We start from the raw sequence: 16,417 nt of genomic DNA, 5'->3' as shown, positions 1-16,417 counted from the left end.
CGTAAGTGTTTAATCCCTAGCTCATTAAATGAGCTAGGGATTTTTTTGTGGAATAAAAGACAGGCGGCTGATTAGATTTTTCAGGCACTCTCTTTATTTAGAGTTAGGAAGTTAGAAAGGACAACCTATTTACACATTTCTCGTTGGTTTTCTAACTTTTTTTGTCAATTTGATCCCTGTCTGCTAACTTTTTAAATAGATTGATCGATTGGATTTATGGATCATAATTAGTCATTAAAAAGAATTTCTTATAAGTTAGGAGCAGCAAATAGGCTGCCCTTTTTTTGATTTTATCGCATATGTAATATATTGCGTACAAAAATTTTTCGCTTTTTTGGATTTCTTCAAACCGTTGGTATCACAACAATGTAAACGGATACATAAAAATATAATATTCAAAATAAACTAAAAAGTCGTAAAAAGGCGATTGACAGCCCTTAGAATAGGCGATATGATAACAACAATTTACAAGAAGGAAACAATTATTTGACGTTAAAGTAAACAAAACTTTTTCAGAAAGAAGTGGAAAGCATGGGACAACAAGTTATCTACATGAATGGTGAATTTGTTAAAAAGGAAGATGCGAAAGTTTCGGTTTATGATCATGGATTCTTATATGGAGACGGAGTCTTCGAAGGAATTCGTTCTTACAACGGAAACGTATTCCGGCTAGAGGAACATTTGGAACGCCTTTACGATTCAGCAAAATCAATCATGCTTGAAATTCCACATACTTTTGAAGAAATGACGAGTCTCGTTGTTGAAACGCTCCGGCAAAATCAATTAAAAGATGCTTACATCCGATTGATTGTTTCAAGAGGCGTTGGAAACTTAGGAATTGATCCGCAGACATGTTCTAAACCAAGCGTCATTGTCATTGCAGAAGCTTTGTCCTTGTTTCCAAAAGCATTATATGAAAAAGGCATTGAGATTGTTTCAGTGGCAACCAGAAGAAATCGCTCAGATGTCTTAAGCCCAAAAGTGAAGTCCTTAAATTACATGAATAATATTCTAGTGAAAATCGAAGCTAATCTTGCCGGCGTTTCTGAAGCGCTTATGCTCAATGACCAAGGATATGTTGCCGAAGGATCAGCCGATAATATATTCATCGTTCGAAAGAACAAATTGCTCACACCTCCAGGTTATGTTGGAGCGCTTGAAGGCATTACCCGAAACGCCATCATGGAAGTAGCTGCTGAGAAAGGATATGACATTCAAGAAGGCGTCTTTACAAGACACGATGTATATGTAGCGGACGAAGTATTCTTAACCGGTACTGCAGCAGAAGTGATCGCCGTAGTCAAAGTAGACGGCCGAGTGATTGGAGATGGAACTCCTGGGCCTGTGACGAACGATTTGCTTGGTTCATTCCGAGAACTCGTACAGCAAGATGGAGTAAAAGTTTATTCGGAACAATTGAATGTGGTGTGATTTTTTCTAGACAATTACATAAAACAATTCGATGACGAGGTTAAAGTTAATGGGATTTGTAATCACAGAGAGCCGGTATTGGTGGAAGCCGGCATTACTGCCATTAGCGACATCCCCTCTGAGTGGAGTGCTGAAAGGTTCGAACCGTTTAGGCATTCCCGGTAACTGGTCTGAATAAGTTATCGTTAACAAAGGATAAGTTCAACTTATCCATGAGGCTGCGGTTGCGCAGCGAAATAGGGTGGTACCATGAAGCTTTTTCATCCCTATGCAAAGAACAAGTTTCTTTGTGTAGGATGAAAAAGCTTTTTTTATTCTACCGAAGACATAATCCAAAAGGAGGCGGAGAGATTGGGAGTAAATGTAGAAGTTGAAGAAAAAACGGAACTAAAACTGAAAGGCAGCGGGGCTGATATCCTGATTCAATCTTTGAAAGAGCAAGGTGTGGATATCATCTTTGGCTACCCAGGAGGAGCGGTGCTGCCGATTTACGATGCTTTGCATAGAAACCCAATCCGGCACGTGCTTGCGCGACATGAGCAAGGCGCGATCCACGCCGCCGAAGGATACGCTCGGGTGTCAGGAAAGCCGGGAGTGGTGATTGCGACTTCGGGGCCGGGAGCAACTAACCTAGTAACGGGAATTGCAGATGCGATGTTGGATTCGCTGCCATTGGTTGTATTTACGGGACAAGTTGCCAGCACCGTCATCGGAACAGATGCTTTCCAAGAAGCCGATATCATCGGCATCACGCAGCCGATCACGAAGCATAATTACCAAGTGAAAAATGTAGAAGATTTCCCCCGGATTATTAAAGAAGCTTTTTATATCGCTTCCACGGGGCGCCCGGGACCGGTAGTGGTAGACGTTCCGAAAGACATCTCAAACGAATTGTTCAAAGGCACTGAAGAACAGTCGAAAGTAAATCTTCCAGGCTATCAGCCGACGACGCATCCAAATTACCTGCAAATCCAGAAAGCAGTCCAGCTTTTATCGAAAGCCGAAAAACCTTTGATCTTGGCAGGTGCGGGTGTACTTGCAGCGGAAGCAACTGAAGAGCTGAAGGCGTTTATCGAACGGCATCAAATCCCGATAACGAATACTTTGCTCGGGCTTGGAACGATAGAAGGCACTCATCCTTTATTCCTCGGGATGGCTGGAATGCACGGAACATATACCGCGAACACTGCAATTTGCGAATGTGATGTGCTACTGAATATCGGAGCCCGTTTTGATGATCGGCTGACTGGCAACTTAGCCCACTTTGCTCCGAATGCAAAAGTGATTCATGTAGATATCGATCCAGCGGAAATCGGCAAAAATGTACCGACGGCGATTCCGATTGTAGCAGATGCAAAAGAGGCGCTAAAAGCATTGCTGGAACAAAACTTTGAAACATCAGAGAAAGCGGAATGGCTGGACAAGCTGACCGCGAATTCAGAAGAATATCCGCTTTGCTATAAAACGGGTGAAGAAAAAGGTATTCTTCCTCAACAAGCGATTGAGTTGATCCAGCGATTGACTGATGGAAATGCAGTGGTTACGACGGATGTCGGGCAGCACCAGATGTGGACGGCCCAGTATTATAAGTTCAATCATCCACATAATTGGGTGACTTCCGGAGGGCTTGGAACGATGGGCTTTGGATTCCCGGCGGCCATCGGAGCACAGCTCGCCAGACCGGATGACCAAGTCATCTCTGTTGTTGGAGATGCAGGTTTCCAAATGACGCTGCAGGAATTATCGTTATTGCAGGAATTGAGGCTTCCAGTCAAAATCATCATCTTGAACAATCGAAGCCTCGGGATGGTCCGGCAATGGCAAGAGACTTTCTACGAGGAACGTTATTCTCAATCATTGGTGCACGTACAGCCGGATTTCGTCAAACTTGCTGAAGCCTATGATGTAAAAGGCTATAAAGTGGAAACGATGGAACAAGCGGAAGTGGTTTTTGCCGAAGCGTTAGCTTCAACTGAACCGGTATTGATCGATTGCCGAGTGGTTCAGATGGAATGCGTTTATCCAATGGTAGCACCAGGCAAGGGGCTGAATGAAATGATCGGAGTGAAAATCGAATGAAACGAGTCATAACAACGACGGTAATCAATCAAAGCGGCGTCTTAAATCGTGTGACCGGGCTTTTGATGAAAAGGCAGTTCAATATCGAAAGCATTTCAGTCGGGCACACCGAGCAGCCCGGAATGTCGAAAATGACCTTTGTCGTAAATGTTGAAGATGAGGGGAAACTGGAGCAGCTGCTAAAACAGCTTCAAAAGCAAATTGATGTGATCAAGGTAAATGATATCACCGATAAAGCGATGGTGATGAGAGAACTCGCGTTAATCAAAGTGGTCACGCCGCCGGCTGCGAGAAATGAAATCTACAGCATCGTTGAACCGTTCCGGGCGACGGTAGTGGATATGAGCAAAAACGTCACCACTTTCCAAGTGGCAGGCGATCCTGAGAAAATTGAAGCTTTTATTGATTTAATGCGGCCTTATGGCATCAAGGAGTTAACGAGAACCGGCGTATCCGCGTTTGTCCGTGAAACTCAGAAAACACATACAGCACAGCTATCCATTTTATAAAAAACCTAAAAACCCGAGGAGGAAATGAAAATGGCAAAAATGTATTACAACCAAGATGTAAACGAGGAAGTACTAAAAGGACAAAAGATCGCAATTATCGGATATGGTTCACAAGGCCATGCACATGCACAAAACTTAAAGGAATCAGGCTTTAACGTAGTCGTTGGTGTAAGACCCGGAAAATCGTTCGAACAGGCAAAAGAAGACGGCATGAATGTTACGACAGTAGCAGAAGCGGCACAGGCAGCGGATGTCATCATGATTTTAGTGCCGGATGAAAAGCAGACGAAAATCTACAACGAAGAAATCAAACCGGCGTTAACGGCTGGAAAGTCTTTAGTTTTCGCTCATGGTTTTAACGTCCACTTCAACCAGATCGTTGCACCGGAAGATGTAGATGTGTTCTTAGTCGCACCAAAAGGGCCAGGCCATCTTGTACGCCGCACATATGAAGCGGGAGCTGGAGTTCCGGCATTGTTCGCTATCCATCAAGATGTTTCGGGGCAAGCGCAAGAAGTGGCACTTGCTTATGCCAAAGGGATCGGAGCTGCACGCGCGGGAGTACTTGAAACTTCGTTTAAAGAAGAAACGGAAACGGATCTATTCGGAGAACAAGCGGTACTTTGCGGTGGGGTTACGTCATTGGTGAAAGCCGGATTTGAAACCTTGGTGGAAGCAGGTTATCAGCCGGAAGTTGCTTACTTCGAATGTATGCACGAACTGAAATTGATCGTTGATTTGATGTATGAAGGCGGACTTTCAGGAATGCGCTACTCCATCTCGGATACTGCCCAGTGGGGCGATTTCGTTTCAGGGCCGCGTGTGGTGGATGCAGCAACAAAAGAGCGTATGAAAGATGTGTTGACGGATATCCAAACAGGCAAATTTGCTAAAGGCTGGCTGCTTGAGAACCAATTGAACCGCCCGGAATTTACGGCTATTGAAAAAGCGGAAGAAACGCATCAAATCGAACAAGTTGGCCGCGTGCTACGTGCGATGATGCCTTTCGTCAATGAAGGCAAAAAGACAAAAACAAAAGAGGTGGTCGCCAGTGCGCAAAATTGACATCTTTGATACAACGCTTCGGGACGGAGAACAGTCGGCTGGGATTAACTTAAATACAGCGGAGAAAATCGAGATTGCCCGCCAGCTGGAACGTTTTGGCGCTACAATCATCGAGTCCGGGTTTCCAGCAGCTTCACCAGGCGATTTCGATGCCGTCAAACGCATCGCAGATACAGTGAAGAATTCAATCGTAACGGGCCTTGCCCGTTCGGTTGAAAAAGATATTTCCACTGCGTGGGAAGCGTTAAAAGGCGGCGAACAGCCCCACGTCCATATTTTCCTGGCGACATCACCGATCCATATGGAACATAAGTTAATGAAAACGCCGGAACAAGTGGTTGAGATCGCGGTAGAGTCAGTCAAATACGCCCGCAAATACTTCCCGCTTGTCCAGTGGTCAGCAGAAGATGCTTCGCGTTCAGATCCAGAATTCTTGGCTCATATTATCCGTAAAGTCATCGCGGCTGGAGCGACAACGATCAACCTTCCGGATACGGTCGGATACGCAACACCGGAAGAATACGGTGCCATGTTCCGTTATATCCAAGAAAATGTAGTCGGCATTGAACATGTAAAACTGTCGGCACATTGCCATAATGATCTCGGGATGGCGACAGCGAATACGCTGGCAGCAATCGAAAACGGAGCGACGCAAATTGAAGGAACGATCAACGGCATCGGAGAACGGGCCGGGAACGTCGCTTTGGAAGAAATTGCAGTAGCTCTGCATATTCGCAATAAAATCTATCAAACTGAAACGGGCATTCAGTTAAAGGAAATCAAACGGACCAGCCAATTGGTCAGCCAATTGACCGGCAGCCTGATCCAGCCCAATAAAGCGGTAGTCGGCAAAAATGCATTTGCACACGAATCCGGCATCCATCAGGACGGCATGCTGAAAAATCCGTTGACGTATGAAATTATTACGCCGGAATTGATTGGCGATGCATCGACTGAATTGGTGCTTGGCAAACATTCCGGCAGACATGCTTTCAAAGACCGTGCGATTAAAATGGGCTTTGAATTGACGGACGAGAAATTGAATAAAGCTTTTGCGGAATTCAAGAAATTAGCGGATAGCAAAAAGGAAATTGTGGAAGATGATTTGTTTGTTTTATTGACGGATCAGCAGATCAATGAAAAAGAGGTCGCGGTCTACGAATTGGAAAGTGTGCAAGTGCATTATGGTTCCGTAAACATTCCGACTGCGACGGTTTCAGCCACTCATCCGAACGGTGAATTGGTGACAGAAGCAGCAACCGGTGCCGGCTCCGTGGAAGCGATTTTCAACACATTGGAGCGAGTGGTTGCAGGAGAAGCGCATATCTTAGATTACCGCGTCACTTCAATCGGCAAAGGCCGGGACGCACTTGGCGAAGCAGTCGTCAATATGACATATAACGGGGAAACGGTCACGGGTCGGGATGTAGCGCAAGATGTCTTGGAAGCTACAGCGAAAGCCTATTTAAATGCCGTTAACCGCCAGTTGGTAAAAGTGGGGCAGAAAGCAAAAGCAGCCGTGGTTTAAACGGATAAATCGAAAGAGGAGGAATTTAAAATGAAAAAAACAATAGCGGTATTGCCAGGAGACGGAATCGGACCAGAAGTAACAGAAGCGGCAGTAAAAGTGCTGCAATCCATTGCAATGCGTTATGGACATACTTTTCATTTGAAGCACGCGTTGATCGGAGGCAGTGCTGTAGATGCGCATGATACACCGCTTCCGGATGAAACCATCGCAGCATGCGAGGCGAGCGACGCGATTCTCCTTGGTGCTGTCGGAGGTCCGAAATGGGATCAGAAACCTGCGCATCAGCGTCCGGAAAAAGGATTGCTGAATATCCGGAAGCATTTTGATTTATTCGCGAATATCCGCCCGGTCAAAGCTGTGCCTGCGTTGCTTGGCTCTTCTCCATTAAAGGAGGAAGTGGCAAAAGAGGTGGATATGGTGATTGTCCGTGAGTTGACGAGCGGTTTGTATTTTGGGGAACCGAAACGCCGGACAGAAAAAGCAGCGGTGGATACACTTGTATATACCCGAAAGGAAATCGAGCGGATTGTGGACCAGGCGTTTGAAATCGCACGCGGCCGAAGAGGGAAAGTGACGTCGGTCGATAAAGCGAATGTACTGGAGACGAGCAAACTTTGGAGAGAAGTCGTAGAAGAACGCAAGGCATTCTATCCAGATGTTGAAGTGGAGCATATGCTAGTCGATTCAGCTGCGATGAAGTTAATCACCGACCCGCGAGCATTTGATGTCATGGTGACGGAAAATATGTTCGGCGACATCTTGAGCGATGAAGCTTCGGTAATCACGGGGTCACTTGGCATGCTGCCATCCGCAAGTGTACGTTCAGATGGTTTCGGCCTTTACGAACCGGTACACGGATCGGCACCGGACATTGCCGGACAAAATAAAGCCAATCCATCCGCAGCTATTTTGTCAGCGGCGATGATGCTGCGCCATTCGTTCGGAATGCAGACAGAAGCGGCAGCAATCGAAGAAGCCGTCATGAGCGTTTTGGAAGACGGCTATTGCACAGGCGACTTGTCAGCTACAGGAAAGCGCGTCGTTTCAACCGAACGGTTTGTTGAAAAAGTGATCGAAGAGCTAGAGCGTGAATTGGTGTCAGAACACATCATGTATTCATATGTCTAAGTAAGAGGAGCGGTTAAAATGGCAAAAACGATTATTGAAAAGATTTGGGAACAACATATTGTCTTTGAAGAAGCAGGGAAGCCGGACCTTCTCTATATTGATCTTCATTTATTGCACGAAGTAACTTCTCCTCAGGCGTTTGAAGGGCTGCGGTTGAACGGGCGGAAAGTGCGCCGCCCGGATCTATGTTTTGCAACGATGGACCATAACGTGCCGACGCGGAACCGGGAGACGATTAAAGATCCCATTTCCCGTAAGCAAATCAAGACTTTGCAGGAGAACTGCGAAGAGTTCGGCGTGCCGCTGGCGGGTATCAACCACCCGGACCAAGGCATCGTGCATGTTATCGGACCAGAGCTTGGACTGACGCAGCCGGGGAAAACGATTGTCTGCGGCGATAGCCATACGTCGACGCACGGGGCTTTTGGGGCGCTTGCTTTCGGAATCGGTACGAGCGAAGTCGAGCACGTACTTTCCACTCAAACGCTGTGGCAATCAAAGCCGAAAACGATGCAGATCCGCATTGACGGAGAACTTGGATTTGGCGTTTCTGCAAAAGATGTGATTTTAGCGATCATTTCAAAATACGGCGTCGATATGGGGACAGGCCATATCGTGGAATACACAGGTGAAGCCATCCGAAAGCTTTCGATGGAAGAGCGCATGACCATTTGCAATATGTCGATTGAAGCGGGAGCGCGTGCCGGCTTGATCAGCCCGGATGAAACGACGATTGAATACATGAGAGGGCGCAGACATGTGCCGCAAGGAGAGGCGTTTGACAGAGCGGCGGCAGAGTGGTTAGCGCTGGCGACAGATGAAGGTGCGGCATACGATGTAACGCGCACCATTCATGCGGATGAAATTTCTCCTTTCGTTACATGGGGCACGAACCCGTCGATGGGATCTGGAATCGCAGAGCACGTTCCTTACGCAAAAGACTACAAAGACCCGGCAGATCAGGAAGCGCTCAAACAGGCTTTGGCTTACATGCAGCTTGAAGAAGGTGCACCATTAGCTTCGATTGAAATCCAGCATGTCTTTATTGGATCTTGTACGAACGCCCGGATTGGAGATTTACGGGCAGCAAGTGAGATCATTGCCGGCAAAAAAGTTCATCCTTCGGTTACGGCGATTGTGGTACCGGGTTCTGAATCGGTTAAGCGGGCTGCAGAAGCGGAAGGGCTGGATCAGATTTTCTTAAAAGCCGGATTTGAATGGCGGGAAACGGGCTGCAGCATGTGCTTGGCGATGAATGATGACGCTGTGCCGGCTGGAGAGCGTTGTGCTTCTACTTCAAACCGGAATTTCGAAGGACGCCAAGGCGCCGGGTCGATGACGCATTTAGTCAGTCCAGTAATGGCAGCGGCAGCGGCGATTGAAGGGCATTTGACCGACGTCCGCAAGTATATGAGAGAACCTGTACCGACAGCGTAAGAGACAAGGAGGCAATAAAATGGAACCGATCAATAAAATCACAAGCGTCATGACCCCGCTTGACCGTAAAAACGTTGATACCGACCAAATCATTTCAAAAGAGTTTCTGAAGCGCATTGAGCGCACCGGCTTCGGCAAGTATTTATTTTACCATTGGCGGTTCCACCCGGATGGCTCACCGATCCAAGAATTTGTATTGAATGACCCGCGTTTCCAAAGCTCTGAAATTCTAGTTGCGCAAGAGAATTTCGGCTGCGGATCTTCACGTGAACATGCCCCATGGGCGATTCTCGATTATGGTTTTCGAGTGGTCATTGCACCGAGTTATGCGGACATCTTCTATAATAACTGCGTGAAAAACGGCATCTTGCCGATTCGCTTAGGTGAACAGGAAGTGGATGAATTGATCCGAAAAGGGCAGCAAGAAGTTTTCCGGTTGGACATCAACTTAGAAGAACAGACGGTCACGGGCCAAGACGGAAGCCGTTATGCTTTTTCGATTGATCCGTATTGGAAAGAAATGCTGTTAAAAGGATGGGACGAAATCGCATTGACCATCCAGTACGATTCGTATATTGCCGCTTATGAACAAAAACAACAGCAAGCGTAGCTAATAAAATTGGCTCCAAAAAGACAAAAAGTTATACAGTGAAACCCTTCATGAATGGCATGAAGGGTTTTTGTGTGTCCGAAAAAGGGATTACTAAGATTAATGGGGACCATAAGATTTTCAGATTTTTTCTTCATTAAGGAGTAGAGGCATTTCGTGTTGACAAGGCCATCAAAGATTTGTTAATTTAAAGTGTATACTTTAACGCTTTAGCAAACTAAAGGAGATAATATTATGAATGCAGTACTAGTTGCCGTCCTGGTCATGCTTGTGTTGAGCTTGCTGCGGGTCAATGTGGTCTTTGCCTTATTGATCGGAGCGCTCGCAGGTGGGGTCAGCGGCGGTTTATCATTTATGGATACCGTAACATCGTTTACCAATGGATTAGGAGCAGGTGCGACGATTGCTCTCAGCTACGCCATGCTCGGCGGGTTCGCGGTTGCCATTTCAAGAACCGGAATTCCAGAGCTTCTCGTGAACGGCGTCTTGAAGCTGGTCAATAAAGAAGGAGAAGCAACGCGGCAAAACTTGGCGAAAGCGCTGATCATTTTGGCTTTGCTTGTCATGGCGATATTTTCCCAAAACCTTATTCCGATCCACATCGCGTTTGTTCCTTTATTGGTTCCACCGATTTTGCACATTTTGAACGAGCTGCGGATCGATCGCCGCTTGATTGCTTCTGTGCTGACATTCGGTTTGACCGCGCCTTATATTTTATTGCCTTACGGCTTCGGCTTATTGTTCCATGAAATCATTGAGAAGCAAATGGGACTTGCGGGCTTGGCGATCGATATGGCGGATATTCCAAAAGCGATGGCGATTCCAGTAGGAGGCATGGCCATCGGTTTGGCGGTGGCGGTTTTCATCTCGTACCGCAAACCTCGGGACTATAATGAACCGACAACAAGTATTATAGAAGAAACTCAAAACAAAACGACTTCGAAGAAAGATATTGTGGTGACGATCCTTGCGCTCGCTGCTGCTTTGTACGGACAGATTGAAACAGACTCTATGCTCATTGGAGCGCTTGCCGGCATTGTAGTCCTTTATCTATTCGGTGCGATGAAATGGCGTGAAGCGGATGAAGTGCTGACAGCTGGCATGCGGATGATGGCATTCATCGGCTTCGTCATGATTTCAGCGAACGGATTTGCTTCCGTCATTCAGGCGACAGGAGCGATCGAGCCGCTCGTTGAAAGCGTCGCCGATTTATTCGCAGGCAATAAAGGAATCGCGGCGTTCGTGATGCTGATCGTCGGCTTAGTCGTCACGATGGGCATCGGTTCATCGTTTGCCACCATTCCGATCATTGCAGCCATCTTTGTGCCGCTCAGCATGGAGTTCGGATTTTCAACGATTGCCATCATCGCTTTGATCGGCACAGCGGGTGCGCTTGGAGACGCAGGATCACCGGCATCCGATTCGACGCTCGGACCGACTGCCGGGCTGAACGCGGACGGACAGCATAACCACATCTGGGATACATGCGTTCCAACCTTCATCCATTACAATATTCCGCTCGTAATTTTCGGCTGGATTGCCGTCATGGTACTGGCTTAAGATTAAAATGTTCGGACTATTATCGTATGTGTTGAACTCTCGAGAAATCCTGTTATACTAATAAAAGCGAATTGAAAAGAATTTCGTGGAAACACTTGCGGAATTCTTTTTTCTTTTGTATAATGGTGAATGTTGGTCTTTGACTGCGATGAAGCGAGAGGTTACTGATACACCCGGCCGCTTTGCCATGGCGAGTGTGCAGAAAATTTTCGTGGAGAATGTCTATCAAAAATAGGCGAAAAGGAGGGAAAATAATGGCAAAACAAAAAATTCGTATCCGTTTAAAAGCATATGATCACAGAATTCTAGATCAGTCTGCAGAGAAAATTGTGGAAACAGCTAAACGTTCAGGTGCAAGTGTATCGGGTCCAATCCCGTTGCCAACTGAAAAGTCGGTTTACACAATCTTGCGTTCAGTCCACATCTATAAAGATTCTCGTGAGCAATTTGAAATGCGCACACACAAACGTCTAATCGATATCGTTAACCCAACACCACAAACTGTGGATGCGTTAATGAAACTGGATTTACCATCCGGCGTAGACATTGAAATTAAACTTTAATCGGTAAACGAAATAGAAAAACACAAATATTATCAGGAGGTGTGACAACATGACCAAAGGAATCTTAGGTAGAAAAATCGGTATGACGCAAGTTTTTGCTGAGAACGGTGATTTAATCCCTGTAACTGTAGTTGAAGCTGCTCCAAACGTAGTACTTCAAAAGAAAACAGTTGAGGTTGACGGCTACGAAGCAATCCAGTTAGGTTTTGAAGATAAGCGCGAAAAGCTTTCTAACAAACCTGCTAAAGGACACGTAGCTAAAGCGAACACTGCTCCTAAGCGCTTCATTCGCGAACTTCGCAATGTAAACTTAGCTGATTACGAGGTTGGTCAAGAAGTCAAAGTAGATGTATTCGCAGAAGGCGATGTAGTAGATGTCACAGGTACAACAAAAGGTAAAGGTTTCCAAGGTGTTATTAAACGCCACGGACAATCACGCGGGCCAATGGCTCACGGTTCACGTTACCACCGTCGTCCTGGATCAATGGGTCCGGTTGCTCCAAACCGTGTATTCAAACAGAAGAAATTACCTGGTCAAATGGGTGGAACAACAATTACAATCCAAAACTTGCAAATCGTACGAGTTGATACGGATCGTAACTTGCTTCTAATCAAAGGTAATGTTCCTGGTTCTCGCAAAGCACTTATCCGAGTAAAATCGGCTATTAAAGCGAAATAATATTTTTAAATGAAAGGAGGAAACAGGAATGCCTAAAGTAGCTTTATTAAATCAAACAGGTTCACAAGTGGGCGACATCGAATTGAATGATTTCGTATTCGGTATCGAACCAAATGAAGCCGTGTTATTTGACGCTGTAATCGCTCAACGCGCTTCACTTCGTCAAGGTAACCATAAAGTAAAAAATCGTTCTGAGGTAGCAGGCGGCGGTAAAAAACCATGGCGCCAAAAAGGAACTGGACGTGCGCGTCAAGGTTCTATCCGTTCACCACAATGGCGCGGAGGCGGTATCGTTTTCGGACCGACACCACGCAGCTACAGCTATAAATTACCTAAGAAAGTCCGTCGCTTAGCTTTACGCTCTGCACTTTCATCAACAGTAGTTGGAGAAAAATTGATGGTACTTGAAGGTTTGACTTTCGATGCACCAAAAACAAAAGCATTTACTCAATTGATCTCAGATCTTTCAATCGGTAAAAAAGCTTTGTTCGTAACTGCTGACCCGGATGAAAACGTAGCATTATCTGCTCGCAACATCCAAGGTATGACAGTGGTAGCAGCGACTGGCATCAACGTTTTAGACTTGCTTGGACATGACAAAGTTGTTATGACAAAAGCAGCAGTAGAAAAAATAGAGGAGGTGCTTAGTTAATGGAAGCACGTGATATTTTAAAGCGTCCGGTCATTACTGAGCGTTCTTCTGAAGTAATGGCAGATAAGAAGTACACTTTTGAAGTGGACACTCGCGCTAACAAAACACAAGTTAAACATGCAGTTCAAGAAATCTTCGGAGTTCAAGTTGAGAAAGTCAACATCATGAACTACAAAGGGAAATTCAAACGCATGGGCAAACACGCAGGATACACTAACAAACGCCGCAAAGCGATCGTTAAATTGACTGCTGAATCTAAAGACATCGAATTATTCGAGATTTAATTCTCATAAGTTCTTTTAGGAACTAATAAAAGAAGGAGGGGACACAACGTGGGGATTAGAAAATATAAACCTACCACAAACGGTCGTCGTAACATGACAACTTCGGATTTCGCTGAAATCACTACGAACAAGCCAGAAAAATCGCTTTTGCAACCAACGAAGCGTAAAGGCGGCCGTAATAACCAAGGTAAAATCACTGTACGCCACCACGGTGGTGGACACAAACGTCAATACCGTGTCATCGATTTCAAACGTAACAAAGATGGCATTCCAGGACGCGTTGCTACAATCGAGTACGATCCAAACCGCTCTGCAAACATCGCATTGATTCATTATGCTGATGGTGAAAAACGTTACATTTTGGCTCCTAAAGGAATCGAAGTTGGAACGCAGATCATGTCAGGCGTAGAAGCTGATATCAAAGCAGGTAACGCTTTGCCACTATCAAACATCCCAATGGGTTCTACAATCCATAACATTGAATTGAAGCCAGGCGGAGGCGGACAATTAGTACGCTCTGCAGGAACTTCAGCTCAGGTGCTTGGTAAAGAAGGCAAATACGTAACTGTGCGTTTGCAATCAGGAGAAGTTCGTATGATCCTTGCTACTTGCCGTGCTACTATCGGTTCAGTTGGTAACGAACAACACGAATTGATCAACATTGGTAAAGCAGGACGTAACCGCTGGAAGGGCAATCGCCCAACAGTTCGTGGTTCTGTAATGAACCCTAACGATCACCCACACGGTGGTGGTGAAGGACGTTCGCCAATCGGACGTAAATCACCAATGTCTCCATGGGGCAAACCAACTCTTGGATACAAAACACGCAAGAAAACGAACAAGTCAGACAAGTTCATCGTGCGTCGTCGTAAAAAATAATTTGATTCCGCTGCGGTTCGCCAAAAGAGCCGTGGTGCAATCACGAAGGGAGGATCCCAAATGGGTCGCAGCTTGAAAAAAGGACCTTTTGTTGATGATCATCTTATGAAAAAAGTTGAAGCACAAAAGGACTCTGAGAAAAAACAAGTGATTAAAACGTGGTCTCGCCGTTCTACAATTTTCCCGACATTTATCGGACAAACAATTGCAGTCTACGATGGTCGCAAACACATTCCCGTATACGTAACAGAAGATATGGTAGGCCATAAACTTGGTGAATTTGCTCCAACACGCAAATACGCAAGCCATGGTGCAGACGATAAGAAAACAAGACGTTAATTGAGAGGAGGATTTCCCCATGCAAGCAAAAGCTGTCGCTAGAACAGTACGTATTGCTCCTCGTAAAGTCCGTTTAGTAGTAGATTTAATCCGAGGCAAGCAAATTGGCGAAGCCGTTGCGATTTTACAACATACTCCGAAAGCATCATCTATTGTTGTTGAGAAGTTACTAAAATCTGCAGCTGCGAACGCTGAACATAACTACGAAATGAACCTGGACAACTTGATCGTTAGCGAAGTATTCGTTGATGAAGGTCCAACATTGAAACGTTTCCGTCCACGTGCAATGGGACGCGCAAGCGCAATCAACAAACGTACAAGCCACATCACACTAGTGGTATCTGAGAAGAAGGAGGGATAATTCGTGGGACAAAAAATACATCCAATCGGGATGCGTATCGGAATCATTCGTGACTGGGAGTCAAAATGGTACGCTGAAAAAGACTATGCGACACTTCTTCACGAAGATATTAAAATCCGTGAATACATCGAAGCACGTTTGAAAGAAGCTTCAGTTTCTAAAGTAGAAATCGAACGCGCTGCAAACCGTGTAAACGTAACAATTCACACTGCGAAACCAGGTATGGTAATTGGTAAAGGTGGTTCTGAAGTAGAAGTACTTCGCAAGCAACTTAACACAATGACTGGCAAGCGTGTACACATCAACATCATTGAAATCAAAAGAGCTGACCTTGATGCGAGACTAGTTGCTGAAAGTGTAGCACGTCAATTGGAAAACCGCGTGTCTTTCCGTCGTGCACAAAAACAAGCAATCCAGCGCACTATGCGTTCTGGCGCTAAAGGGATCAAAACTCAAGTATCTGGACGTCTAGGCGGCGCTGACATTGCGCGTGCTGAACACTACAGTGAAGGTACTGTTCCGCTCCATACGCTTCGTGCTGATATCGACTATGCACATGCTGAAGCAGACACTACTTACGGCAAACTTGGCGTAAAAGTATGGATCTACCGCGGTGAAGTCCTTCCAACTAAGAAGAAATCTGAGGAAGGAGGCAAATAATATGTTAATGCCTAAACGCGTTAAATATCGTCGTGAGCACCGTGGCAAGATGCGCGGAGAAGCTAAAGGCGGCAAAGAAATCGCATTCGGTGAATTTGGTCTCCAAGCTTTGGAATCATCTTGGATCACTAACCGCCAAATCGAAGCAGCACGTATTTCCATGACTCGTTACATGAAACGTGGCGGTAAAGTCTGGATTAAAATCTTCCCACATAAGCCATATACGAAAAAGCCTCTTGAGGTTCGTATGGGATCCGGTAAAGGTTCACCTGAAGGCTGGGTAGCAGTAGTAAAAACAGGTAAAATTATGTTTGAACTTGCAGGAGTATCAGAAGAAGTGGCACGCGAAGCATTGCGCCTTGCATCTCACAAACTTCCGATCAAAACGAAGTTCGTAAAACGCGAAGAAATTGGTGGTGAATCGAATGAAAGCTAAAGAAATCCGTGACTTAACCACTGCTGAAATCGAACAAAAAGTGAAATCACTGAAAGAAGAGCTTTTCAACCTTCGCTTCCAATTGGCTACTGGTCAATTAGAAAATACTGCTCGCATCCGCGAAGTACGTAAAGCGATTGCCCGTATGAAAACTGTGATTCATGAAAGAGAAATCAGTGGAACTAACTGATAATTCGAGAGGAGGTTTGCAAGT

Annotated in this window: 20 protein-coding genes; all 20 read left to right on the top strand. The window is 45.7% G+C overall.

Features of this window, described 5'->3' with window-relative positions; all coding sequences use genetic code 11:
• Positions 1-531 precede the first annotated feature (531 nt).
• Positions 532-1,431, top strand: coding sequence for a branched-chain-amino-acid transaminase (gene ilvE, locus NFU07_RS16800; RefSeq protein WP_052654708.1), 900 nt, complete (start codon positions 532-534; stop codon positions 1,429-1,431).
• A 49-nt stretch (positions 1,432-1,480) separates the two neighbouring features.
• A complete protein-coding gene (locus NFU07_RS17725; RefSeq protein ID WP_285835976.1) occupies positions 1,481-1,609 on the top strand; it encodes a hypothetical protein in 129 nt (42 codons plus the stop codon).
• A gap of 173 nt (positions 1,610-1,782) precedes the next feature.
• Entirely contained in the window at positions 1,783-3,510 is a 1,728-nt protein-coding gene (gene ilvB / locus NFU07_RS16795; RefSeq protein WP_251480245.1) for a biosynthetic-type acetolactate synthase large subunit, read from the top strand.
• Positions 3,507-4,019 (top strand): acetolactate synthase small subunit, encoded by a 513-nt coding sequence (gene ilvN / locus NFU07_RS16790; RefSeq protein WP_052654169.1) that lies wholly within the window; start codon positions 3,507-3,509, stop codon positions 4,017-4,019. The genes ilvB and ilvN overlap by 4 nt, the downstream gene beginning before the upstream one ends.
• 30 nt (positions 4,020-4,049) lie before the next feature.
• Entirely contained in the window at positions 4,050-5,084 is a 1,035-nt protein-coding gene (ilvC, locus tag NFU07_RS16785) for a ketol-acid reductoisomerase (RefSeq protein WP_251480241.1), read from the top strand.
• The gene (locus tag NFU07_RS16780; RefSeq protein WP_251480237.1) at positions 5,071-6,612 is read left to right on the top strand and encodes a 2-isopropylmalate synthase; all 1,542 of its coding nucleotides are present in this window, start codon (positions 5,071-5,073) and stop codon (positions 6,610-6,612) included. Before ilvC ends, NFU07_RS16780 begins: the two co-directional genes overlap by 14 nt.
• Before the next feature lie 30 nt (positions 6,613-6,642).
• Positions 6,643-7,743, top strand: a complete 1,101-nt coding sequence (gene leuB / locus NFU07_RS16775; RefSeq protein WP_251480234.1) for a 3-isopropylmalate dehydrogenase — start codon at positions 6,643-6,645, stop codon at positions 7,741-7,743.
• Between the two features lie 18 nt (positions 7,744-7,761).
• Positions 7,762-9,180, top strand: coding sequence for a 3-isopropylmalate dehydratase large subunit (leuC, locus tag NFU07_RS16770; RefSeq protein WP_251480232.1), 1,419 nt, complete (start codon positions 7,762-7,764; stop codon positions 9,178-9,180).
• Between the two features lie 19 nt (positions 9,181-9,199).
• Positions 9,200-9,790 (top strand): 3-isopropylmalate dehydratase small subunit, encoded by a 591-nt coding sequence (gene leuD / locus NFU07_RS16765; RefSeq protein ID WP_251480227.1) that lies wholly within the window; start codon positions 9,200-9,202, stop codon positions 9,788-9,790.
• A gap of 234 nt (positions 9,791-10,024) precedes the next feature.
• On the top strand, positions 10,025-11,350 hold the full coding sequence (locus NFU07_RS16760) for a Na+/H+ antiporter family protein (protein WP_251480225.1): 1,326 nt from the start codon (positions 10,025-10,027) through the stop codon (positions 11,348-11,350).
• 254 nt (positions 11,351-11,604) lie between these two features.
• Entirely contained in the window at positions 11,605-11,913 is a 309-nt protein-coding gene (rpsJ, locus tag NFU07_RS16755; protein ID WP_033542800.1) for a 30S ribosomal protein S10, read from the top strand.
• 49 nt (positions 11,914-11,962) lie between these two features.
• A complete protein-coding gene (gene rplC, locus NFU07_RS16750) occupies positions 11,963-12,592 on the top strand; it encodes a 50S ribosomal protein L3 (protein WP_251480222.1) in 630 nt (209 codons plus the stop codon).
• Positions 12,593-12,620: 28 nt separating this feature from the next.
• Complete coding sequence (rplD, locus tag NFU07_RS16745) at positions 12,621-13,244, top strand: 50S ribosomal protein L4 (RefSeq protein ID WP_251480217.1); 624 nt, start codon at positions 12,621-12,623, stop codon at positions 13,242-13,244.
• Complete coding sequence (gene rplW / locus NFU07_RS16740; protein ID WP_235197811.1) at positions 13,244-13,528, top strand: 50S ribosomal protein L23; 285 nt, start codon at positions 13,244-13,246, stop codon at positions 13,526-13,528. Before rplD ends, rplW begins: the two co-directional genes overlap by 1 nt.
• A 48-nt stretch (positions 13,529-13,576) precedes the next feature.
• Positions 13,577-14,407, top strand: coding sequence for a 50S ribosomal protein L2 (rplB, locus tag NFU07_RS16735; protein WP_052654133.1), 831 nt, complete (start codon positions 13,577-13,579; stop codon positions 14,405-14,407).
• A gap of 60 nt (positions 14,408-14,467) precedes the next feature.
• Positions 14,468-14,746: a 30S ribosomal protein S19 gene (gene rpsS / locus NFU07_RS16730; RefSeq protein WP_006828932.1), complete on the top strand. Its 279-nt coding sequence runs from the start codon at positions 14,468-14,470 to the stop codon at positions 14,744-14,746.
• A 19-nt stretch (positions 14,747-14,765) separates the two neighbouring features.
• Positions 14,766-15,107 carry a 50S ribosomal protein L22 gene (gene rplV, locus NFU07_RS16725; protein WP_052654130.1) on the top strand — a complete coding sequence of 114 codons (342 nt, stop codon included), beginning with the start codon at positions 14,766-14,768 and terminating at the stop codon, positions 15,105-15,107.
• Positions 15,108-15,110: 3 nt separating this feature from the next.
• Positions 15,111-15,767, top strand: coding sequence for a 30S ribosomal protein S3 (gene rpsC, locus NFU07_RS16720; protein ID WP_235197813.1), 657 nt, complete (start codon positions 15,111-15,113; stop codon positions 15,765-15,767).
• 1 nt (position 15,768) lies between these two features.
• Complete coding sequence (gene rplP, locus NFU07_RS16715; protein ID WP_052654124.1) at positions 15,769-16,203, top strand: 50S ribosomal protein L16; 435 nt, start codon at positions 15,769-15,771, stop codon at positions 16,201-16,203.
• The gene (gene rpmC / locus NFU07_RS16710; protein WP_052654121.1) at positions 16,193-16,393 is read left to right on the top strand and encodes a 50S ribosomal protein L29; all 201 of its coding nucleotides are present in this window, start codon (positions 16,193-16,195) and stop codon (positions 16,391-16,393) included. Before rplP ends, rpmC begins: the two co-directional genes overlap by 11 nt.
• The last annotated feature ends 24 nt before the right edge of the window (positions 16,394-16,417 follow it).

The organism is Planococcus sp. NCCP-2050, from assembly GCF_023708025.1.
Classification (GTDB): domain Bacteria; phylum Bacillota; class Bacilli; order Bacillales_A; family Planococcaceae; genus Planococcus.
The sequence above is the reverse complement of the archived record's forward strand: the minus strand, read 5'-3'. Positions and strand labels throughout refer to the sequence as shown.